Annotated in this window: 17 protein-coding genes and 1 pseudogene; 17 read left to right on the top strand and 1 reads right to left on the bottom strand. The window is 71.4% G+C overall.

Annotated elements, in window-relative coordinates; translation table 11 throughout:
• The 17 genes and pseudogenes from WQ56_RS16220 to WQ56_RS16300 form a co-directional block, all read left to right on the top strand.
• Window positions 1-303, top strand: a pseudogene (locus tag WQ56_RS16220) (ATP-dependent metalloprotease); the annotation flags it as partial.
• A 131-nt stretch (window positions 304-434) separates the two neighbouring features.
• Window positions 435-1,334 carry a dihydropteroate synthase gene (folP, locus tag WQ56_RS16225; protein WP_047138182.1) on the top strand — a complete coding sequence of 300 codons (900 nt, stop codon included), beginning with the start codon at window positions 435-437 and terminating at the stop codon, window positions 1,332-1,334.
• A 91-nt stretch (window positions 1,335-1,425) separates the two neighbouring features.
• Window positions 1,426-2,913 (top strand): sodium/proline symporter PutP, encoded by a 1,488-nt coding sequence (gene putP / locus WQ56_RS16230; RefSeq protein ID WP_047138183.1) that lies wholly within the window; start codon window positions 1,426-1,428, stop codon window positions 2,911-2,913.
• A 69-nt stretch (window positions 2,914-2,982) separates the two neighbouring features.
• The gene (gene miaA / locus WQ56_RS16235; RefSeq protein WP_047138184.1) at window positions 2,983-3,942 is read left to right on the top strand and encodes a tRNA (adenosine(37)-N6)-dimethylallyltransferase MiaA; all 960 of its coding nucleotides are present in this window, start codon (window positions 2,983-2,985) and stop codon (window positions 3,940-3,942) included.
• A gap of 183 nt (window positions 3,943-4,125) precedes the next feature.
• On the top strand, window positions 4,126-4,404 hold the full coding sequence (hfq, locus tag WQ56_RS16240) for an RNA chaperone Hfq (protein ID WP_047138185.1): 279 nt from the start codon (window positions 4,126-4,128) through the stop codon (window positions 4,402-4,404).
• 20 nt (window positions 4,405-4,424) lie between these two features.
• On the top strand, window positions 4,425-5,744 hold the full coding sequence (hflX, locus tag WQ56_RS16245) for a ribosome rescue GTPase HflX (protein ID WP_047138186.1): 1,320 nt from the start codon (window positions 4,425-4,427) through the stop codon (window positions 5,742-5,744).
• 208 nt (window positions 5,745-5,952) lie between these two features.
• The gene (hflK, locus tag WQ56_RS16250; RefSeq protein ID WP_047138187.1) at window positions 5,953-7,113 is read left to right on the top strand and encodes an FtsH protease activity modulator HflK; all 1,161 of its coding nucleotides are present in this window, start codon (window positions 5,953-5,955) and stop codon (window positions 7,111-7,113) included.
• On the top strand, window positions 7,110-7,973 hold the full coding sequence (gene hflC / locus WQ56_RS16255) for a protease modulator HflC (protein WP_047138188.1): 864 nt from the start codon (window positions 7,110-7,112) through the stop codon (window positions 7,971-7,973). The genes hflK and hflC overlap by 4 nt, the downstream gene beginning before the upstream one ends.
• On the top strand, window positions 7,973-8,164 hold the full coding sequence (locus WQ56_RS16260) for a DUF2065 family protein (RefSeq protein ID WP_047138189.1): 192 nt from the start codon (window positions 7,973-7,975) through the stop codon (window positions 8,162-8,164). Before hflC ends, WQ56_RS16260 begins: the two co-directional genes overlap by 1 nt.
• Window positions 8,165-8,455: 291 nt before the next feature.
• Entirely contained in the window at window positions 8,456-9,748 is a 1,293-nt protein-coding gene (locus WQ56_RS16265; RefSeq protein ID WP_047138190.1) for an adenylosuccinate synthase, read from the top strand.
• Window positions 9,749-9,800: 52 nt separating this feature from the next.
• A complete protein-coding gene (locus WQ56_RS16270; protein WP_047138191.1) occupies window positions 9,801-10,328 on the top strand; it encodes a YgjP-like metallopeptidase domain-containing protein in 528 nt (175 codons plus the stop codon).
• Between the two features lie 171 nt (window positions 10,329-10,499).
• A complete protein-coding gene (locus WQ56_RS16275; RefSeq protein ID WP_047138192.1) occupies window positions 10,500-11,135 on the top strand; it encodes a hypothetical protein in 636 nt (211 codons plus the stop codon).
• Complete coding sequence (locus tag WQ56_RS16280) at window positions 11,135-11,857, top strand: hypothetical protein (RefSeq protein ID WP_047138193.1); 723 nt, start codon at window positions 11,135-11,137, stop codon at window positions 11,855-11,857. The genes WQ56_RS16275 and WQ56_RS16280 overlap by 1 nt, the downstream gene beginning before the upstream one ends.
• 131 nt (window positions 11,858-11,988) lie before the next feature.
• The gene (locus WQ56_RS16285; RefSeq protein ID WP_047138194.1) at window positions 11,989-12,429 is read left to right on the top strand and encodes a DUF2231 domain-containing protein; all 441 of its coding nucleotides are present in this window, start codon (window positions 11,989-11,991) and stop codon (window positions 12,427-12,429) included.
• A 14-nt stretch (window positions 12,430-12,443) separates the two neighbouring features.
• The gene (locus WQ56_RS16290; protein WP_047138215.1) at window positions 12,444-13,832 is read left to right on the top strand and encodes a sorbosone dehydrogenase family protein; all 1,389 of its coding nucleotides are present in this window, start codon (window positions 12,444-12,446) and stop codon (window positions 13,830-13,832) included.
• Window positions 13,833-14,216: 384 nt separating this feature from the next.
• Complete coding sequence (locus WQ56_RS16295) at window positions 14,217-14,984, top strand: histidine phosphatase family protein (RefSeq protein ID WP_047138195.1); 768 nt, start codon at window positions 14,217-14,219, stop codon at window positions 14,982-14,984.
• Window positions 14,981-15,880 carry an NAD(P)H-hydrate dehydratase gene (locus WQ56_RS16300; protein ID WP_047138196.1) on the top strand — a complete coding sequence of 300 codons (900 nt, stop codon included), beginning with the start codon at window positions 14,981-14,983 and terminating at the stop codon, window positions 15,878-15,880. The genes WQ56_RS16295 and WQ56_RS16300 overlap by 4 nt, the downstream gene beginning before the upstream one ends.
• Before the next feature lie 369 nt (window positions 15,881-16,249).
• Here WQ56_RS16300 and WQ56_RS16305 read toward each other — a convergent pair whose 3' ends face one another.
• Window positions 16,250-17,641 (bottom strand): NAD-dependent succinate-semialdehyde dehydrogenase, encoded by a 1,392-nt coding sequence (locus WQ56_RS16305; RefSeq protein ID WP_047138197.1) that lies wholly within the window; start codon window positions 17,639-17,641, stop codon window positions 16,250-16,252.
• Window positions 17,642-17,854 lie beyond the last annotated feature (213 nt).

The raw sequence follows: 17,854 nt of genomic DNA on the forward strand, positions 1-17,854 counted from the left end.
AGCGTCTCCGACGACACCGCGCGCAAGATCGACGAGGTGGTCCGCGAGATCCTGGACCGGGCCTACGCCCGTACCCGCGAGATCCTGACCGGCAACATCGACAAGCTGCACGCGATGTCCAAGCTGCTGCTCGAGTACGAGACCATCGACGTGCCGCAGATCGACGCGATCATGGAAGGCCGCGACCCGCCGCCACCGATGGGCTGGGGCAAGGCCAACCCGCCCGGCGGCGGTGGCGACGACGGCGACATGGGCGGCAAGCGCCCGCTGCAGCCGATCGGTGGCGCAGCGGAGCAGGCCTGAGGTCCGGGCATCGGGCATCGGGCATCGACAGGGCGGCATCCGGGCGACCGGGTGCCGTTCTGCGTTTGGGGTGATCGCCACGATGCTGGACGTCCGATAATCGAATCCCCGATCCCGATTCCCGAATCCCCATGTTCGACACCGCTCCCCAGCTCGACTGCAACGGCCGCGTCCTGCGGCTCGACCGCCCGCGGGTCATGGGCATCGTCAACGTCACGCCCGATTCGTTCTCCGATGGCGGGGCGCATGCGACGACCGAGGCGGCGGTCGCGCATGGCCTGCGGCTGGCGGAGGAGGGCGCCGACGTGCTCGATGTCGGCGGCGAGTCGACCCGGCCCGGCGCCGACGCGGTGCCGGTCGACGAGGAACTGCGGCGGGTGCTGCCGGTCGTCGAGGCGCTGGTCGCGCGCACCGGGCTGCCGGTCAGCATCGACACCTCCAAGCCCGAGGTCATGCGCGCTGCGGTCGAGGCCGGCGCAGGCATGATCAACGACGTCTACGGCCTGCGCCGCGAAGGCGCGCTCGACGCGGCGGCCGCGCTCGGCGTGCCGGTCGTGCTGATGCACATGCTCGGCGAACCGCGCGGCATGCAGGAGGCACCCGCGTACGACGACGTCGTCGCCGACGTGCACCGGTTCCTGGCCGAGCGCATCTTCGCCGCCGAGATGGCCGGCATCGAGCGCCGGCGCATCGTCGTCGATCCGGGCTTCGGCTTCGGCAAGACGACCGCGCACAACCTCGCGCTGCTCGCGCAGCTCGCGCGCCTGGCCGAGCTCGGTGTGCCGGTGCTGGCCGGCCTGTCGCGCAAGCGCAGCATCGGCGAGCTGACCGGGCGTGACGTGCCGGCCGAGCGCGTCGCCGGGTCGGTCGCCGCGCATCTGATCGCCGCCCAGAACGGCGCACGCCTGCTGCGCGTGCACGACGTCGCGGCCACCGTCGATGCGCTGAAGGTCTGGCGCGCAGTGGATGCGGTGCCCCGGCCGCGCGTCGCTGCCGGCGCGCCGGCGATCCAGTGGCCCGACGACGCCTGAGCGGAAAGAGGTCATCCGGCCGCAATCGCCCGGGTCCCATCCCTTGTAAGCTTCCGCCCCTGTCGCCGCCGCCCGCGGCAGGGGAGCCCGCATGACCGCAAACACGCCGCTGTACGTCACGTTCGCCGCCTATCTGCTGCTGATGGTCGGGATCGGCTTGTGGGCCTGGCACCGCACCCGGACCTTCGACGACTACATCCTGGGCGGACGGTCGCTGGGCAGCTACGTGACCGCGCTGTCGGCCGGTGCCTCGGACATGAGCGGCTGGCTGCTGATGGGCTTGCCGGGGGCGCTGTACCTGACCGGCGTCTCGGAGGCGTGGATCGCCATCGGGCTGACGATCGGCGCATGGTTCAACTGGCGCTACGTCGCCGGGCCGCTGCGGCTCTACACCGAGCGCACCCACAATGCACTGACGTTGCCGGACTATTTCACCCACCGCTTCGACGACCGCCGGAAGCTGCTGCGCGTGCTCGCCGCGCTGGTCATCCTCGTGTTCTTCGCGGTGTATTGCGCGTCGGGCATCGTGGCGGGCGCGCGGCTGTTCGAGAGCGTGTTCGGCATCCCCTATGCGGAGGCGCTGTGGTGGGGCGCGGCGGCGACGATCCTGTACACGCTGGTCGGCGGCTTCCTGGCGGTCAGCTGGACCGACATGGTGCAGGCGACGCTGATGATCTTCGCGCTGCTGCTGGTGCCGACGATCGTCGTCTTCGCCAACGGCGGCATCGGGCCGAGCCTGGCGCTGGTGGAGCAGGTCGATCCGACCCGGCTGGACTGGGTGGGCGCCGGCGGCATCGTCGCGGTGCTCTCCGCGCTCGCCTGGGGGTTCGGCTACTTCGGCCAGCCGCACATCCTTGCGCGCTTCATGGCCGCCGACAGCGTGTCGACGATCCCGCGCGCGCGGCGCATCGGCATGGGCTGGATGATCCTGTGCCTGGTCGGCTCGCTGTCGACCGGATTCTTCGGGGCGGCCTACTTCGCGGCCAATCCCGGCCTTGCCGGCCCGGTCGACGACAATCCCGAACGCGTGTTCATCGTGCTGGCCGAACTGCTGTTCAATCCCTGGATCGCCGGCGTGCTGCTGTCGGCGATCCTCGCCGCGGTGATGAGCACGCTCTCGTGCCAGTTGCTGGTGTGTTCGAGCGCGCTGACCGAAGACTTCTATCGCGGTTTCCTGCGCCCGGGCGCAGGGCATCGCGAGCTGGTGTGGGTCGGCCGGCTGATGGTCGCGGCGATCGCCCTGCTGGCGATCTGGATCGCACGCGATCCCGACAGCCGCGTGCTCGGGCTGGTGGCCTATGCGTGGGCCGGGTTCGGCGCCGCGTTCGGGCCGGTCGTCGTGATGTCGCTGTTCTGGCAACGCATGACCCGCAACGGGGCGATCGCCGGCATGCTCGCCGGCGCCTGCACCGTCGTGCTCTGGCGGCTCACCGGCAGCGCGCTCTACGAGATGGTGCCCGGCGTGGTCGCCTCGGCCGCGGCGATCGTCGTCGTCAGCCTGCTGGGCCGGGCGCCCCCGCAGCACGTCCAGGACACGCATGGGCAGGTGCGGCTGGCGCTGAAGCAGAGCGGGTACTGAGGCGCTGGACACGATCGCTGCGACATCGGCCCGCGGACGGGACGGAGGGAACGCGATGAGGGGGCGCGCATGACCGACGCGCGACCGCCCGCGATCGCGCTGATGGGTCCGACCGCGTCGGGCAAGTCGGCGCTGGCGCTGGCGCTGGCCGAGCGGCTGGGCGGGGAGATCGTCAGCGTCGACTCGGCGCTCGTCTACCGCGGTCTGGACATCGGCGCGGCCAAGCCCGACGCCGCCGAGCGCGCGCGCGTCGCGCACCACATGCTCGACCTGCGCGATCCCTGGCAGACGTACTCTGCCGCGGAATTCGCCGTCGACGCGCGCCGTGCGGTCGACGACGTGCTGGCGCGCGGGCGCCTGCCGATCCTCGCCGGCGGCACCGGGCTGTACTTCGCCGCCCTGCTCGAAGGCCTGTCGCCGATGCCGCCGGCCGATCCGGCCACGCGCGCGGCGATCGCCGCGCAGGCCGCCGCGCTCGGCTGGCCGGCGCTGCACGCGCAGCTCGCGACGGTCGATCCCGAGGCCGCGGCGCGCATCGGCCCGGGCGACCCGCAGCGGATCCAGCGCGCGCTCGAAGTGCATCGCCTCAGCGGCGTGCCGATCAGCGACTGGCAGCGCCGCCCGCCAGAGGGGCCGCGGTTCCCGGCGCGCGTGCTGCAGCTGGCGATCGCGCCGCCCGAGCGTGCCGAGCTGCATGCGCGGATCGCCGCGCGCTTCGATGCCATGCTCGCCGCCGGCTTTCTCGACGAGGTGCGCGCGCTGCGCGCGCTGCCGCAGCTGCGCACCCATCCCGCGCCGCTCGACCTGCCGGCGATCCGCGCAGTCGGCTACCGGCAGGCATGGGAACACCTGGATGGCCTGACCGACGCGGCGACGATGCGCGAGCGCGCGATCGCCGCGACCCGGCAGCTGGCCAAGCGGCAGTTCACCTGGCTGCGCGGCCGCCCGGGCCTGCGCTGGTTCGACCCCGTCCGCGACCGCGTCGCGCTCGAGGCCGCGGTGGACGCGGCGCTGGTGGGCGGGGCATGACGGCCGGGGCGCCCGCATCGGCGGCACGCGGTGCAGGGTCGCGTGACGCGCACCCGCAGCCATCGCAAGACGGACAATCCCGCACGCGCGACGCGGCGGTTGTGTAACATCGGCGGGTCGCGCCGCGGGGAGTGGCGTCGACGGGCCAGCGCCCGACAACAATAACCAAGCTGGGGAAACACCATGTCCAAGGGACAGTCCTTGCAGGATCCTTTCCTGAACGCATTGCGCCGCGAGCGCGTGCCCGTCTCGATTTACCTCGTCAACGGCATCAAACTGCAGGGCACGATCGAGTCGTTCGACCAGTTCGTGGTGCTGCTGCGCAACACCGTGAGCCAGATGGTCTACAAGCATGCGATCTCGACCGTGGTGCCGGCGCGCAACGTGCGCGTGGCGCCCGGTGGTGGCTTCGTGGAGTCCGCGAACGGTGCGGGCGACGAGGCCGCCGAACAGCCCGAATGACCCCAGAGGCCTGACCCCGCTTGTTCGAACGCTCCCGCAAGGGCGAAAACGCGCTGCTGATCCAGCCCCACGCGCACGGCCCGGCAGACGAGGGCGTGCTCGAGGAATTCTCCGAGCTCGCGCGCTCGGCCGGCGCCAACGTCGCCATGGTGATCGCCGCCCGCATCGACCGCCCCAATGCGGCCACGCTGATCGGCAGCGGCAAGCTGGAGGAGGTCAAGGCGGCCGCCGAGGCCAGCGGCGCCGACCTGATCCTCGTCAACCACCGGCTCTCGCCCGGCCAGGAACGCAACCTCGAGCGCGCGCTCGAGCGGCGCGTCGTCGACCGCACCGGCCTGATCCTCGACATCTTCGCCCAGCGCGCCCGCAGCCACGAAGGCAAGCTGCAGGTCGAGCTGGCGCAGCTGCGGCACATGGCCACGCGCCTGGTGCGCGGCTGGACCCACCTGGAGCGCCAGCGCGGCGGCTCGATCGGCCTGCGCGGACCTGGCGAGACCCAGCTCGAGACCGACCGCCGCCTGCTGCAGAAGCGCGTCGAGCAGTTGCAGGCGCGGCTGGGCAAGGTCGAGGTGCAGCGCACCCAGATGCGCCGCGCCCGCGTGCGCAGCGAGCTGCCGCGCGTCGCGTTGGTCGGCTACACCAACGCCGGCAAGTCGACGCTGTTCAACACGCTCAGCGGCGCGGATGCCTACGCGGCCGACCAGCTGTTCGCCACGCTCGATCCCACGGTCCGCCGGGTCGACCTGTCGGGCGGGGCGATCGTGCTCGCCGACACCGTCGGCTTCGTCCGCGACCTGCCGCACGAGCTCGTCGCCGCGTTCCGCTCCACGCTGAGCGAGGCGCGCGAGGCCGACCTGCTGCTGCACGTCATCGACGCCGCCGACCCGCTGCGCAACGAGCGCATCGCCCAGGTCGACGCGGTGCTCGGCGAGATTGGCGCCGGCGATCTGCCGCAGCTGCTGGTGTTCAACAAGATCGACCGGATCGAGGGCGCGACCCCGCGCTACGACGAGGACCCCGCCGCGCTCGCCGACGATGCCGTACGCGAGGCGGTGTGGATCTCCGCGCGCGACGGCCTCGGACTGGACCTGCTGTCGCAGGCGCTCGCGCGTCGGCTGGGCATGCGCCGCATCGTCGGCGACGTGCTGCTGCCGCACGAGGCCGGCAGGCTGCACGCGCGCCTGCACGCGCTCGAGGCGGTGCGCGAGGAGGTCGTGGAGTCGGACGGCTGGCGGCTGCGGGTCGACCTCGCGCATGCCGATGCCGCGCGCCTGGCCGCGCAGCCCGACGGCGCGCCGCTGCGGCCGCTCTTGCCTCCCGACGATCCCGACACCATCTGAATTCCCGACGTCCGGTGCGCTCCCGTTTTTCGGGAAGGCGCCGGGCGCGCCGCACGGACCGCGCTCGACCTCCCCATCGCCGAATTCCACCGCGCCGGCGCGCCTGTCCCGCCGCTGCGGCCGTGGCCTTCGCGGCCCGGGAGCCGGTTAGACTATGCAACCCCCGCGCCGCCGCCGACGCAGGCTGCGCGCCCAGACTGGAGCAGGCATGGCCTGGAACATTCCCGGCAAGAACAAGGACAACGGGTCGCCGGACCGTCGCGGTTCCGGCGGCGGCGACCGCAATCCCTGGCCGCCGCGCCAAAGCGGCGGTGGGCGCGGACGCGGTGGCGGTGCGTTCGATGGCCTGATCGACCAACTGCGCGGCCTGTTCGGCGGTGGCGGTGGCGGCAACCCGCTGCGCTGGATCGCCGTCGCGCTGGTCGTCATCGTGCTGCTCAACTGCTTCGTGCTGGTCGGCGAGCAGCAGCGCGGCGTGGTGCTGCGCTTCGGCCAGGCCACGCGCGTCATGGGCCCGGGCCCGAATTTCAAGCTGCCCTGGCCGATCGAGCGCGTGACCAAGGTCGACGCGACCACCGTGCAGTCCTACAGCAACACCGTGCCGGTGCTCACCCGCGACGAGAACATCGTCGTCGTCTCGTTCAACGTGCAGTACCGGGTCGGCAACCCGATCGAGTACCTCTACGGGACCCGCAACGCCCGCGAGATGCTCGAGCAGACGGCGGTCAGCGCGGTCCGCGAGCAGATCGGCCGCGCCAACCTCGACGCCGCGCTCAACGCGCGCGGTCCGTTGTCGAGCGCCGCGCAGACCTCGCTGCAGGCCTCGCTCGACAGCTACCGCACGGGCCTGGCCGTCACCGAGCTCAACCTGCAGGACGCGCGTCCGCCCGAGGAGGTCAAGCCGGCCTTCGACGAGGTCAACAGCGCCCAGCAGATGAACGAGCAGCTGGTCAAGGAAGCCGGCGCCTACGCCGCCAAGATCGTGCCCGAGGCGCGAGGCGAGGCCGCGCGGATCCGCGCCCAGGCCGAGGGCTACAAGACCGCCGAGATCGCCCGCGCCACCGGTGACGCGACCCGCTTCTCGCTGCTGGTCGAGGAATACGCCAAGGCGCCCGACGTCACCCGCAAGCGCCTGTGGCTCGAGACGGTGCAGCAGGTGCTCGCCGAGAACCGCACCGTGGTCGGCGGCGACGGCCGCCAGCTGATCTACGTCCCGATGGCCGGTGGCGGCACGTCGGCCCAGGCCGCGCCGTCGCTGGTGCCGCCCGAGGTGCTGTCGCCGACCGTCGAGGCGACCCGCGAGCCCGCCCAGGCGCCCGCGCGCGCCTCGCAGCTGCCGCGCCCGCCGCGCGATGGAGCCTCCCGATGAGACTGAACTTCGTCATTCCGCTGCTGATCGTCGTGCTGCTGGGCCTGATGGGCTCGGTGTTCGTGGTCCGAGAGGGCCAGGTCGCGCTGGTGCTCAACCTCGGCCGCGTGGCCCGCACCGACATCGGTCCCGGCCTGCACTTCAAGGTGCCGCTGATCGAGTCGGCGCGGATCTTCGACCGCCGCTTCAACGCCAGCGCGTTCTCGCCCGAGCGCTCGCTGACCTCCGAGCGCAAGGACGTGAGCGTCGACTTCGTCGCGATCGTCACCATCAGCGACCCGGCCGCGTTCTACCGCGCGACCCAGGGCCGCGAGGAGGACGCCAGCCTGCGCCTGGAGCCGATCATCAAGAACTCGTTGCGCAACGAGATCAACGCCAACACGCTGACCGAGTTGGTCTCGGGCAACCGCGCGCAGTTCGTCGAGCGGCAGTTGCCGGGCATCAACGAGGCGGCCAAGTCGCTGGGCATGCAGATCGTCGACATCCGCCTCAAGCAGATCGACCTGCCCACCGACAGCCAGGTCATCGTGCAGGTCTACGACCGCATGCGCGCCGAGCGTCGCGAGGTCGCCACGCGGCTGCGCGCCGAGGGCGAGGAGCAGGCGCGCGCGATCCGCGGCCAGGCCGACCGCGAGCAGACTGTGCTGCTGGCCGAGGCCGAGCGCGACGCGCAGAAGCTGCGAGGCGAGGGCGATGCCGAGGCGACCCGCATCTATGGCGAGGCCGCCAACCGCGACCCGGGGTTCTACGCGTTCCAGCGTAGCCTGGAGTCGTATCGCAAGGCGTTCGAGAAGGGCGACAGCGTGATCGTGCTCGAGCGCAACGACCCGTTCCTGCAGTACCTGCGCAGCGACCGCTGATGTCGCAGCTGTGGGGCGCGCTGTGCCTGGTGGCGGTGATCGAGGGCCTGATCCTGTTCGCCGCGCCGGGCCTGTGGAAGCGCACCGCCGAGCAGATGCTCGCGATGCCGACCGCGTCGCTGCGGCGCATCGGTGGCGTGGTCCTGCTGCTGGGCGTGACCGCGCTGGTGCTGGTGCGCGGCGCGGGCTGACACGCGTCGTCCCGCGCCCGGCGCGTCGGTCCCGGGCGGGGCCCGATGGCCGTCCCGGCGTGCATGAACGCCGGCCGCCACCCCGGGGTGGCCCCGCGCGACGAAAACCCGGAGAATGCACAAAAGCCGGTGGGGCCGCCTCTCGACAGCGCGCGCCCGCCGGCTTTTTCCGTGTACGGGTCCGGCGCGGCGGCAGTCTCCCCGATGGAGCGGTCCGCGGCAGCGCGTCGGTCCCGGACCGGGCCCACCCAGCGGCCCCGATGGCCGCACGCAATCCAGGAGTCATCGAAGATGGGTCAGTCAGTCGTGGTGCTCGGCGCCCAGTGGGGCGACGAAGGCAAGGGCAAGATCGTCGACCTGCTCACCCAGGACATCGGCGCCGTGGTGCGCTTCCAGGGCGGCCACAACGCCGGCCATACGCTGGTCATCGGCGGCAAGAAGACCGTCCTCCACCTCATCCCCTCGGGCATCCTGCGCGATGACGCGCTGTGCCTGATCGGCAACGGCGTGGTGCTCAGCCCGGCCGCGCTGATCAAGGAGATCGGCGAGCTCGAGGCCGCCGGCATCGACGTGCGCTCGCGGCTGAAGATCAGCCCGGCCACGCCGCTGATCATGCCGTACCACATCGCCCTCGATCAGGCCCGCGAGAAGGCCGCCGGCGGCAAGGCCATCGGCACCACCGGCCGCGGCATCGGCCCGGCGTACGAGGACAAGGTCGCCCGTCGCGGCATCCGCGTCGCCGACCTGCACTATCCCAAGCAGCTCGAGGAGCAGCTGCGCGCCGCGCTCGACTACCACAACTTCGTGCTGACCCAGTACCTGGGCGTGGAGGCGGTGGACTTCCAGAAGACCTACGACGAGGCGCTGGCGTTCGGCGAGTACGTCGAGCCGATGAAGTCCGACGTCGCCGGCATCCTTCACGACCTGCGCAAGCAGGGCAAGAAGGTGCTGTTCGAGGGCGCGCAGGGCGCGTTGCTCGACATCGACCACGGCACCTATCCCTACGTCACCAGCTCCAACACCACCGTCGGCGGCGCGCTGGCCGGCACTGGCGTGGGCGCGGACGCGATCGACTACGTGCTCGGCATCGCCAAGGCCTATGCCACGCGCGTGGGCGGCGGCCCGTTCCCGACCGAACTCGACGACGAGATCGGGCAGGGCATCCGCGACCGCGGCCAGGAGTACGGCGCTTCGACCGGCCGCCCGCGCCGCTGCGGCTGGATGGACATCGTCGCGCTCAAGCGCGCGGTCGCCATCAACGGCATCTCCGGCCTGTGCATCACCAAGCTCGACGTGCTCGACGGCATGGAGAAGCTCAAGGTCTGCATCGCGTACGAGTACCGCGGCAAGCGCACCGAGTACGCCCCGCTCGACGCCGCCGGCTGGGACGAGTGCACGCCGGTGTACCTCGAATTCCCGGGCTGGGAGGAGACCACGCACGGCATCACCGAGTGGGACGACCTCCCGCCCGCGGCCCGAGCCTACCTGCGCGCGCTCGAGGAACTGGCCGGCTGTCCGATCAGCATCGTCAGCACGGGCCCGGACCGTGCGCACACGATGGTGCTGCAGGATCCGTTCGCTTGATCGAAGCGACGTCCGCGCACGAGAAAACCCCGCGCAAGCGGGGTTTTTTCCGATGCGGCCGCTGAAGTACCTCGGCGGCTATCCGCCGGACGTGCAGGCGCGCGTGCGCGAGCTCATCGCGCACGACCGCCTGTGCGCGCTGCTGGCGGCCAGGTATCCCGACGCCCATGCGGTACGCAACGACGGCCAGCTGTACGCGTACGTCCAGTCGCTCAAGGATCGCCACATGCGCAAGGCCGCGCCGCTGGGCAAGGTGGTCTACGACGGCAAGCTGCAGGTGCTCAAACACGCCCTGGGCACCCACACCACGATCTCGCGCGTGCACGGCGGCCGCCTCAAGGCCAGCCGCGAAATCCGCATCGCCAGCCTGTTCCGCGATGCGCCCGCCGAGTTCCTGAAGATGATCGTCGTGCACGAGCTGGCCCATATGAAGGAGGCCGAGCACAACAAGGCCTTCTACCAGCTGTGCACGCACATGGCGCCCGACTACCACCAGCTGGAATTCGACCTGCGGTTGTATCTCACGCAGTTGGATGTCGCGCGGGACGGCGGCACCTGTGCGGAGCACGCCGCAGGTTGACGCCTGGCGGCGTGAGGGCGGCCGTGTCAGGCGACGATGCGCGGGGATTGTCGGCGCTGGCAGCGGTTCTGGATGGACTTTCGCACGCGACGACGGGAACTGGCTTTCGTCAGGTTTTCGGCTATGCTTGTCCTGTGTTTCAGGACAGGGGACGGGTTGTCTGGAGTCGCAATGAAAAGTCAAGACGTCCTCTTGTTGTTGAAGTTGGTCAGCCTGGAGCGCGGGCAGGCGGCGCGCGTGTCCGGCAGCCGTGCGGCGTTGGGGATTCCGGACGACTGGCGCGGCTGGCGAACGTCGATCGGGCAAGACGTCGAACCCGAGGCTTACCCGGGCGATGAGGGGTTTTCCATGCGTGGCCTGGAAGAAGCCACCGGAATCAGCAAATCCGAGGTCAGCAACGCACTCAGGCGCTGCATGGACGTCGGGCTGGCCAAGGCCGAGCGGGGCAGCGGCCTGCCGCGCGCCAACACGCGGGCACTGCTGGGTTTCGTGACGAACGGGTTGAAGTACGTGTTCCCGGCGCGCCCCGGCGCGTTGGTACGAGGCGTGCCGACCGCCCACGCCGCGCCAGTCCTCGCCGGCCGCCTGCTCTCGGCCGGCGAACACGTCTACGTCTGGGAAGACGGGCACGGCAGCGTGCAAGGGCAGCGCGTCGCGCCGCTGTACCGGAGCGTGCCGTACGCGGTGCGGCGCGATGCGGAGCTGTACGCGATGCTTGCCCTGGTCGACGCGATCCGCCTGGGGCAGGAGCGGGAATCCGCGCTGGCCGGAAAACTGCTGGCGCAGTACCTGCGCGAGGTGCCGTGATGGCCGGACAAGGCCATTGGGCCCTCCAGCAGTACATGCTGCAGCGCGTGGCCGATGCGCTCGGCCCGGAATTGCTGCGCGAGGTCGCGTTCGTGGGCGGCTGCACTACTGGCATGCTGATCACCGACGACGTGAGCCGGGAAGCCGTCCGCTACACCGACGATGTCGACCTGATCGTGCACGTGCTCGGACTGGGCAACTGGTATCAATTGCAGCGTGTCCTGGCTGAAAAGGGCTTCCGCACCACGGCCGAGGACGACGTGATCTGCCGCACGCGACTGCGCGATGGCGGCGCCGGCGAGCTGATCGTGGATTTCATGCCCGACGATGCCGCCGTCCTGGGATTCGGCAATCGCTGGTACGCCGATGCGCTGCGCGAAGCGGTCGACCACGCGCTGCCCAGCGGGACCGTGGTGCGTGTCGTGGGGCCTGCGTACTTCCTCGGCACCAAGCTCGAGGCGTATCGGGGGCGCGGCAACCGCGATCCACTGGCCAGTCGCGACGTCGAGGATATCCTCAACGTCGTGGATGGCCGCGCCAGCCTCGGCGACGAGGTGGCGCAGGCGCCGGAGGCCCTGCGGGCCGATATCGCGGGCGGGATCGCAGAACTGCTTCGCCATCGCGACTTCGACTACGCCGTGCAGGCTACGGCCCGCAACAATCGCGAGCGCGAGGCGTTGCTCTTCACCCGTCTGGAGGCGCTTGCCGCGCACGGCCGGTGACCGCAGGCGGTCAGGGCGTCGCTCATGCGCGCCGAACGTTCACCGCCTCTTGCACCCGGATGTAGGACCGTCTCCGGTGCTCCGCGCGCGAGAAGCGGGCGCGGGCCGCCTCCGCCGAAGACGAGACTCCCATGGACACACACCCCGTACTCGTGGCGCAGCCTTACCGGCCGCTGCATCCGGTGCACCTGCTGCTCGTCAGCAGTGCATTCCCGCTGTTCCTCGGCGGCCTGTTCGCCGACATCGCCTACGCGCAGACCTACGAGATCCAGTGGACGAACTTCGCCTCGTGGCTGATTGCCGGTGCGCTGGTGTTCGCTGGCCCGGCGCTGGTCTGGGCGCTGCTGTCGCTGCTGGCGCCGACCGCGCGCACGCGCACGCGGTTCGTCTACGTCGGCCTGCTCGCGCTGACCTGCGTGCTCGGCTTCCTCAACTCGCTGATCCACGCGATGGACGCCTGGCAGAAGATGCCGCAGGCGCTCGTGTGGTCGGTGCTGTGCGTGATCTCGATCTGCGCGACGCTGTGGTTCGCGCTCGGCGGCACGCTGCGTCGCCGGGAGGTGGTGGCATGAACATGACGACCTCGATGCGGCCGAAGACCGCGCTGCGCGTGCTGGTGCCCGCACTGGCCATCGCGTTGGCCGCCTGTGGCGGCACCCCTGACGAGACCTACGTCGGCCCGTCCCCCGACCTGCCCAAGCCGCAGCGCGGCCTGTTCCCGACGCTGAAGGTCTCGCTGCCGCAAGCGTGGGGCGACCAGCGCCCGCAGGTGCCCGAGGGCTACGAGATCACGCCGATCGCCGACAACCTGCAGATTCCGCGGCAGATGCTGGTGCTGCCCAATGGCGACATCCTCGTCGCCGAAGGTCGCGGCGGGCGGGCCCCCAAGCTCACGCCCAAGGACATCATCGCCGGCGTGATCAAGGCGCGCGGCAACACCCAGGTCGAGAGTGGCAACCGCATCACGCTGCTGCGCGATGCCGACGGCGACGGCACCTACGAGGGCCGTTCGATCTTCGCCGACGGCCTGGACGCCCCGTACGGACTCGCGTTCGGCAACGATTCGATCTACGTGGCCACGCAGGACGCGCTGTTGCGCTTCGACTACACGCCCGGTGCGGTCAATGCCGCCGGCCCGCCGCAGGAGATCACCCGGCTCCCGTCGGCGATCAACCACCACTGGACCAAGTCCCTGACGATCAGCCACGACGGGCGCTACCTGTTCGTGGGCATCGGCTCTGACAGCAACATCACCGAGCGCGGCCTGGCCGTGGAGGAGAGCCGCGCGATGATCTGGCAAGTCGACGCGCAGACCGGCTTCCATCGCGTGTTCGCCACCGGCCTGCGCAACCCGACCGCGCTGGCGATGCAGCCGGGCATGGACCAGCTGTGGGCGGTGGTCAACGAGCGCGACGAGATCGGCGACGAGCTCGTGCCCGATTACCTGACCAGCGTGCGCCCCGGCGGCTTCTACGGCTGGCCCTACAGCTACTGGGGCCAGCACGTGGACGAGCGCGTGCGTCCGCAGAAGCCGGAGAAGGTCGCCAGCGCGATCGTGCCCGACTTCGCGCTCGGCTCGCACGTCGCCGCGCTGGGCGTGGCGTTCTCGTCGCCGGCGATGGGCGCGCAGTTCGCCGACGGCGTGTTCGTCGGCCAGCACGGCAGCTGGAACCGCGATCCGCCGGTGGGCTACAAGGTGTCGTTCGTGCCGTTCCGTGACGGCCGCCCGGCGGGCGAGGCGATCGACTTCGCGACCGGCTTCCTCGGCGAGAACGGCAAGGCCCGCGGTCGCCCGGTGGGCGTGGCCGTCGACCCCCGGGGTGCGCTGCTGGTGGCCGACGACCTCGCGAACACGATCTGGCGCATCGTGCCGACCGGGGCCGGGGCGAATGCGCCCACAGCACCGGCCCCCGCCGCGCCGACGGCGGCGCCGGCCGACGCACCTGCACCGGCCCCCGCGCCGCCCGCAGGCTGACGTCGGACCACGGATGCGACGACGGGCCCTGCGGGGCCCGTCCTGTCGAGCGGGTCGCGCGCGGCATGCGGCTCAGCCGGCGTCGCGCGGCAGTGTCGCGATCACGCTGAACCCGAAGTCTGAGCTAGGTCGCGTGCAGTCATGGCGGTGTCCTTCGAAGATGGGGCGCCACCGCACACGTCTCCCCAGTCCTACGCATCCGGCGCCCGCGCGGATTCGCGCCTCCTTGACGATTCGCTGGCGATCCTGCGGTGCCCCGCAACGGAGAACTGCATGTCGATGCTCGCCTGTGGCCTTGGCCGCGTCCGGATCGCACCGTGGACCGGCCGCCTCGCGCCGGCTCCGCGTCCTGCCGGCGGCGCATGCCGCAGGAGCCGCTGACCGATGGCGCGGCTCCGCCACACCGACTGGCCCGACCGGCTGTGGATCGTGCGGCATGGCCAGAGTGCCGGCAACGTCGCGCGCGACGAGGCCGAACTCGCCCAGACCCACCTGATCGATATCGAGACCCGCGACGCGGACACCCCGCTGTCCGCGCTCGGCCATCGCCAGTCCGAGGCGCTGGCCGCGTGGTTCGCGGATCTGCCGGCCGACGAACGCCCGAACGTGCTGTTGACCTCGCCGTTTGTGCGCGCCCAGCAGACCGTGCACGCGGTGGCCGACGCGCTCGGCGTCGACCGCAGCGAGATCGGCATCGACGAGCGCCTGCGCGAGAAGGAATTCGGCATCCTCGATCGCTACACGGTCGCCGGCATCAAGGCCACGTTCCCCGAGCTCGCCGCGCAGCGCGCGCAGGTCGGCAAGTTCTACTTCCGCCCACCCGGCGGCGAGAGCTGGTGCGACGTGCTGCTGCGCCTGCGCAGCGTGACCGAGGTGCTGCGGCGCGACCACGTCGGCGACCGCGTGCTGATCGTCGCCCACCAGGTCATCGTCAACTGCTTCCGCTACCTGCTCGAATGCATGGACGAGCGGCAGATCCTCGACATCGACCGGGAAGCTGACGTGCCCAACTGCTCGATCACCGAGTACGGTCTCGACCGCGACCGCCGCGACGCGCGCTTCGAGTTGCAGGTCGCCAACTTCGCGTTGCCGCTGCGCGAGGCCGGTGCGCCGGTGACCGCCGCGGCCGACAAACCGGCCGGTCCGAAATGAGCCCGCCGCGGGAGGCCCGCGAGCCGGCCGCCCGCAGGCTCACGGCGCCGCTGCTGCGCGCCTGGCCGTTGCCCGACCCGTCGGGCGGCGAGAGCAAGGAGGACCGTGGCCGCGTGCTGGCGATCGGCGGGAGCGTGCAGATTCCCGGTGCCGTGCTGCTGGCCGGCCTGGCCGCACTGCGTGCCGGCGCCGGCAAGCTGCAGGTCGGCACCGTGGCCGAGGCCGCGCTGCCGCTGGCGATCGCGATGCCCGAGGCCAAGGTCATGGGCCTGCCGGGCACCCGCAACGGCGCGATCCGCGACCTCGGCCGCGAGGCCACGGCCGCCGCGGGCGCCGCCGGCGCGGTGCTGGTCGGCCCGGGCATGGACTGCACCGCCGCCACGCGCCGTGTCGTCGATGCCGCGCTCGCGGCCGCTTCGTGCCCGGTGGTGCTCGACGCCGGCGCGCTGCAGCCGGCCGTCGTGCGCGCGCTGCGGCGCCGGGCGGGCAAGGGCGCATCGATCCTGACCCCGCACGCCGGCGAGATGGCCGGACTGCTCGGTATCGACGAACGCACGATCGTCGCCGACGCCCAGGCCATCGCCCGCGATCATGCCCGCGCGTGGGGCGTGGTGCTCGTGCTCAAGGGCCCGACCACGACCATTGCCGCGCCCGACGGGCGGATGTGGATCAACACCGCCGGCAGCGTCGGGCTGGGCACGTCGGGATCGGGCGACGTGCTGGCCGGCATCATCGCCGGCCTGGCCGCGCGCGGCGCCACGCCCGAGCAGGCCGCCGCCTGGGGCGTCCACCTGCACGCCCGCGCCGGCGCCCGGCTGTCGCGCCGCCTCGGCCTCGTCGGCTTCCTCGCCCGCGAGATCGGCGACGAGATTCCCGCGCTGATGCAGCGGCTATAGCCACGCCCGGATGCTGACCCGCCCGTAGGCGCGCGCTCGCGCGCGCACGGGCTTTCTTCGGGAATGCCCAGCGCGCGCGAGCGCGCTCCTACAGGTACCGAATCCCGAAGAAGCGTCCGCTCTCTCCCCCGCGCGCGGGGGAGGGCCGGGGTGGGGGCGGGCACGCTTGCGCACGAACGGGCTGTCCCAGGCAACGCCCATCGCGCGCAAGCGCGCGCCTACGGGCGCCGTATCGCGAAGAGGCTCCGCTCCCTCCCCCGCGCGCGGGGGAGGGCTGGGGTGGGGGCGAGCGCGCTTGCGCGCGAACGGGCTGTCCCGGGAACGCCCATCGCGCGCGAGCGCGCGCCTACAGGTGCGTCGTTGGGAGGATCAGAACGACCCGTTGATGTCCGTGACCACCACGACCTTCTCGTTGACGAACTCGGTCAGCCCCAGGTCGATCAGTTCGTGGCCGTAGCCCGAGTTCTTGACCCCGCCGAACGGGATGTCCGCCTTTACGCCGGTCGGCTGGTTGATGTAGACCATGCCGGTCTCCAGCCGCGCCGCCACGCGCTTGGCACGATCGGTGTCCTGGCTGAACACCGAGCCGCCCAGACCGTACGGCGAATCGTTGGCCAGTTCGATCGCCGCGTCCTCGTCGGCCACGCGGTAGACCTGGCTCACCGGCCCGAAGAACTCGGTGCGGTAGGCCGGGTTGTCGGCGGTGATGCCGGTCAGAAGCGTCGGCTGGTAGAACGCGCCCTGCTCGGGCACCGGGGCGCCCAGCGTCTCGGCCTTCGCGCCATTGGCGATCGCTTCCTCGACCTGGCGTGCCAGCCCGTCGCGTGCGCCCTGCGACGACAGCGGCGCCAGCGTCGTCGCCGGATCCATCGGATCGCCCGCCCGCAGCGCGGCCACGCCGGCGCGGTAGTGCTCGAGGAACTGCTCGTACACCGGTGCCTCGACGATGATCCGCTTCGACGACACGCACACCTGGCCCGCGTTCCAGTGGCGGCCGAACACCGCCCACTTCGCCGCCTGCGCGACGTCCGCGTCCGACAGCACGATGAACGCATCCGCGCCGCCCAATTCCAGCGTGCTCTTCTTCATGTACTTGCCCGCCAGCGCCGCGACCGCCGAACCCGCGCGCTCGCTGCCGGTCAGTGCCACGCCGCGCACGCGCGGATCGGCGACCACGCGCTCGACGTTGTCGTGCGAGACGAACAAGTTGGTCAGCAGGCCGTCCGGCGCGCCGGCGTCGCGGAACAACTGCTCCATCGCCAGTGCCGACTGCGGCACGTTCGCCGCGTGCTTGAGCACGATCGCGTTGCCCGCGGTCGCCTGCGGCGCGGTGATGCGGATCACCTGGTAGAACGGGAAGTTCCACGGCTCGACCGCGAACAGCACGCCCAGCGGCTCCTTGACCAGTTGCACGTCGGTCTCGCCGAAGCCCTCGGCCGGCAGGTAGCGCGGGCCCATCGCCTTGGCGCCATGCTGGACGTAGTAGTCGAGGATCTTCGCGCACAGCTCGACCTCGGCCTCGGCCTCGCCGATCAGCTTGCCCATCTCCAGGGTCAGGATCTGCGCGAACTCGCGCGGCTTGGCGCGCAGCAGTTCGGCGGCGCGGCGCAGCACCTGCGCACGCTGCTCGAACGAGGTCTCGCGCCAGCGCAGGAACGCGGCGTGCGCGCGGCCCACGGCCGCGTCGATCTGCGCCGGCGTAGCCTCCTCGAACGTCTTGACGGTCTCGCCGGTGTAGGGATTGGTGGTCGCAAATGCCATGGGGGTGGTCTCCTTCGCAATGATGGGCAGCTCGTGGAGGCAACGGTCAGGGAGAGCTGTCCAAGGAGACCCTGAGCCGGCGGCGTCGCGATACAAGCGGCTGCGTCCGGTCACAACCACGTTGGGGCATCGCGCCGGCACGGCAATGCGACGCGATGCCGCGGACGCGGAACGATGCGTGCCGCATGCGGCCGTGCCAGCGCCGCGGTTTTC

This window comes from Luteimonas sp. FCS-9 (genome assembly GCF_001014645.1).
Classification (GTDB): Bacteria; Pseudomonadota; Gammaproteobacteria; order Xanthomonadales; family Xanthomonadaceae; genus Luteimonas.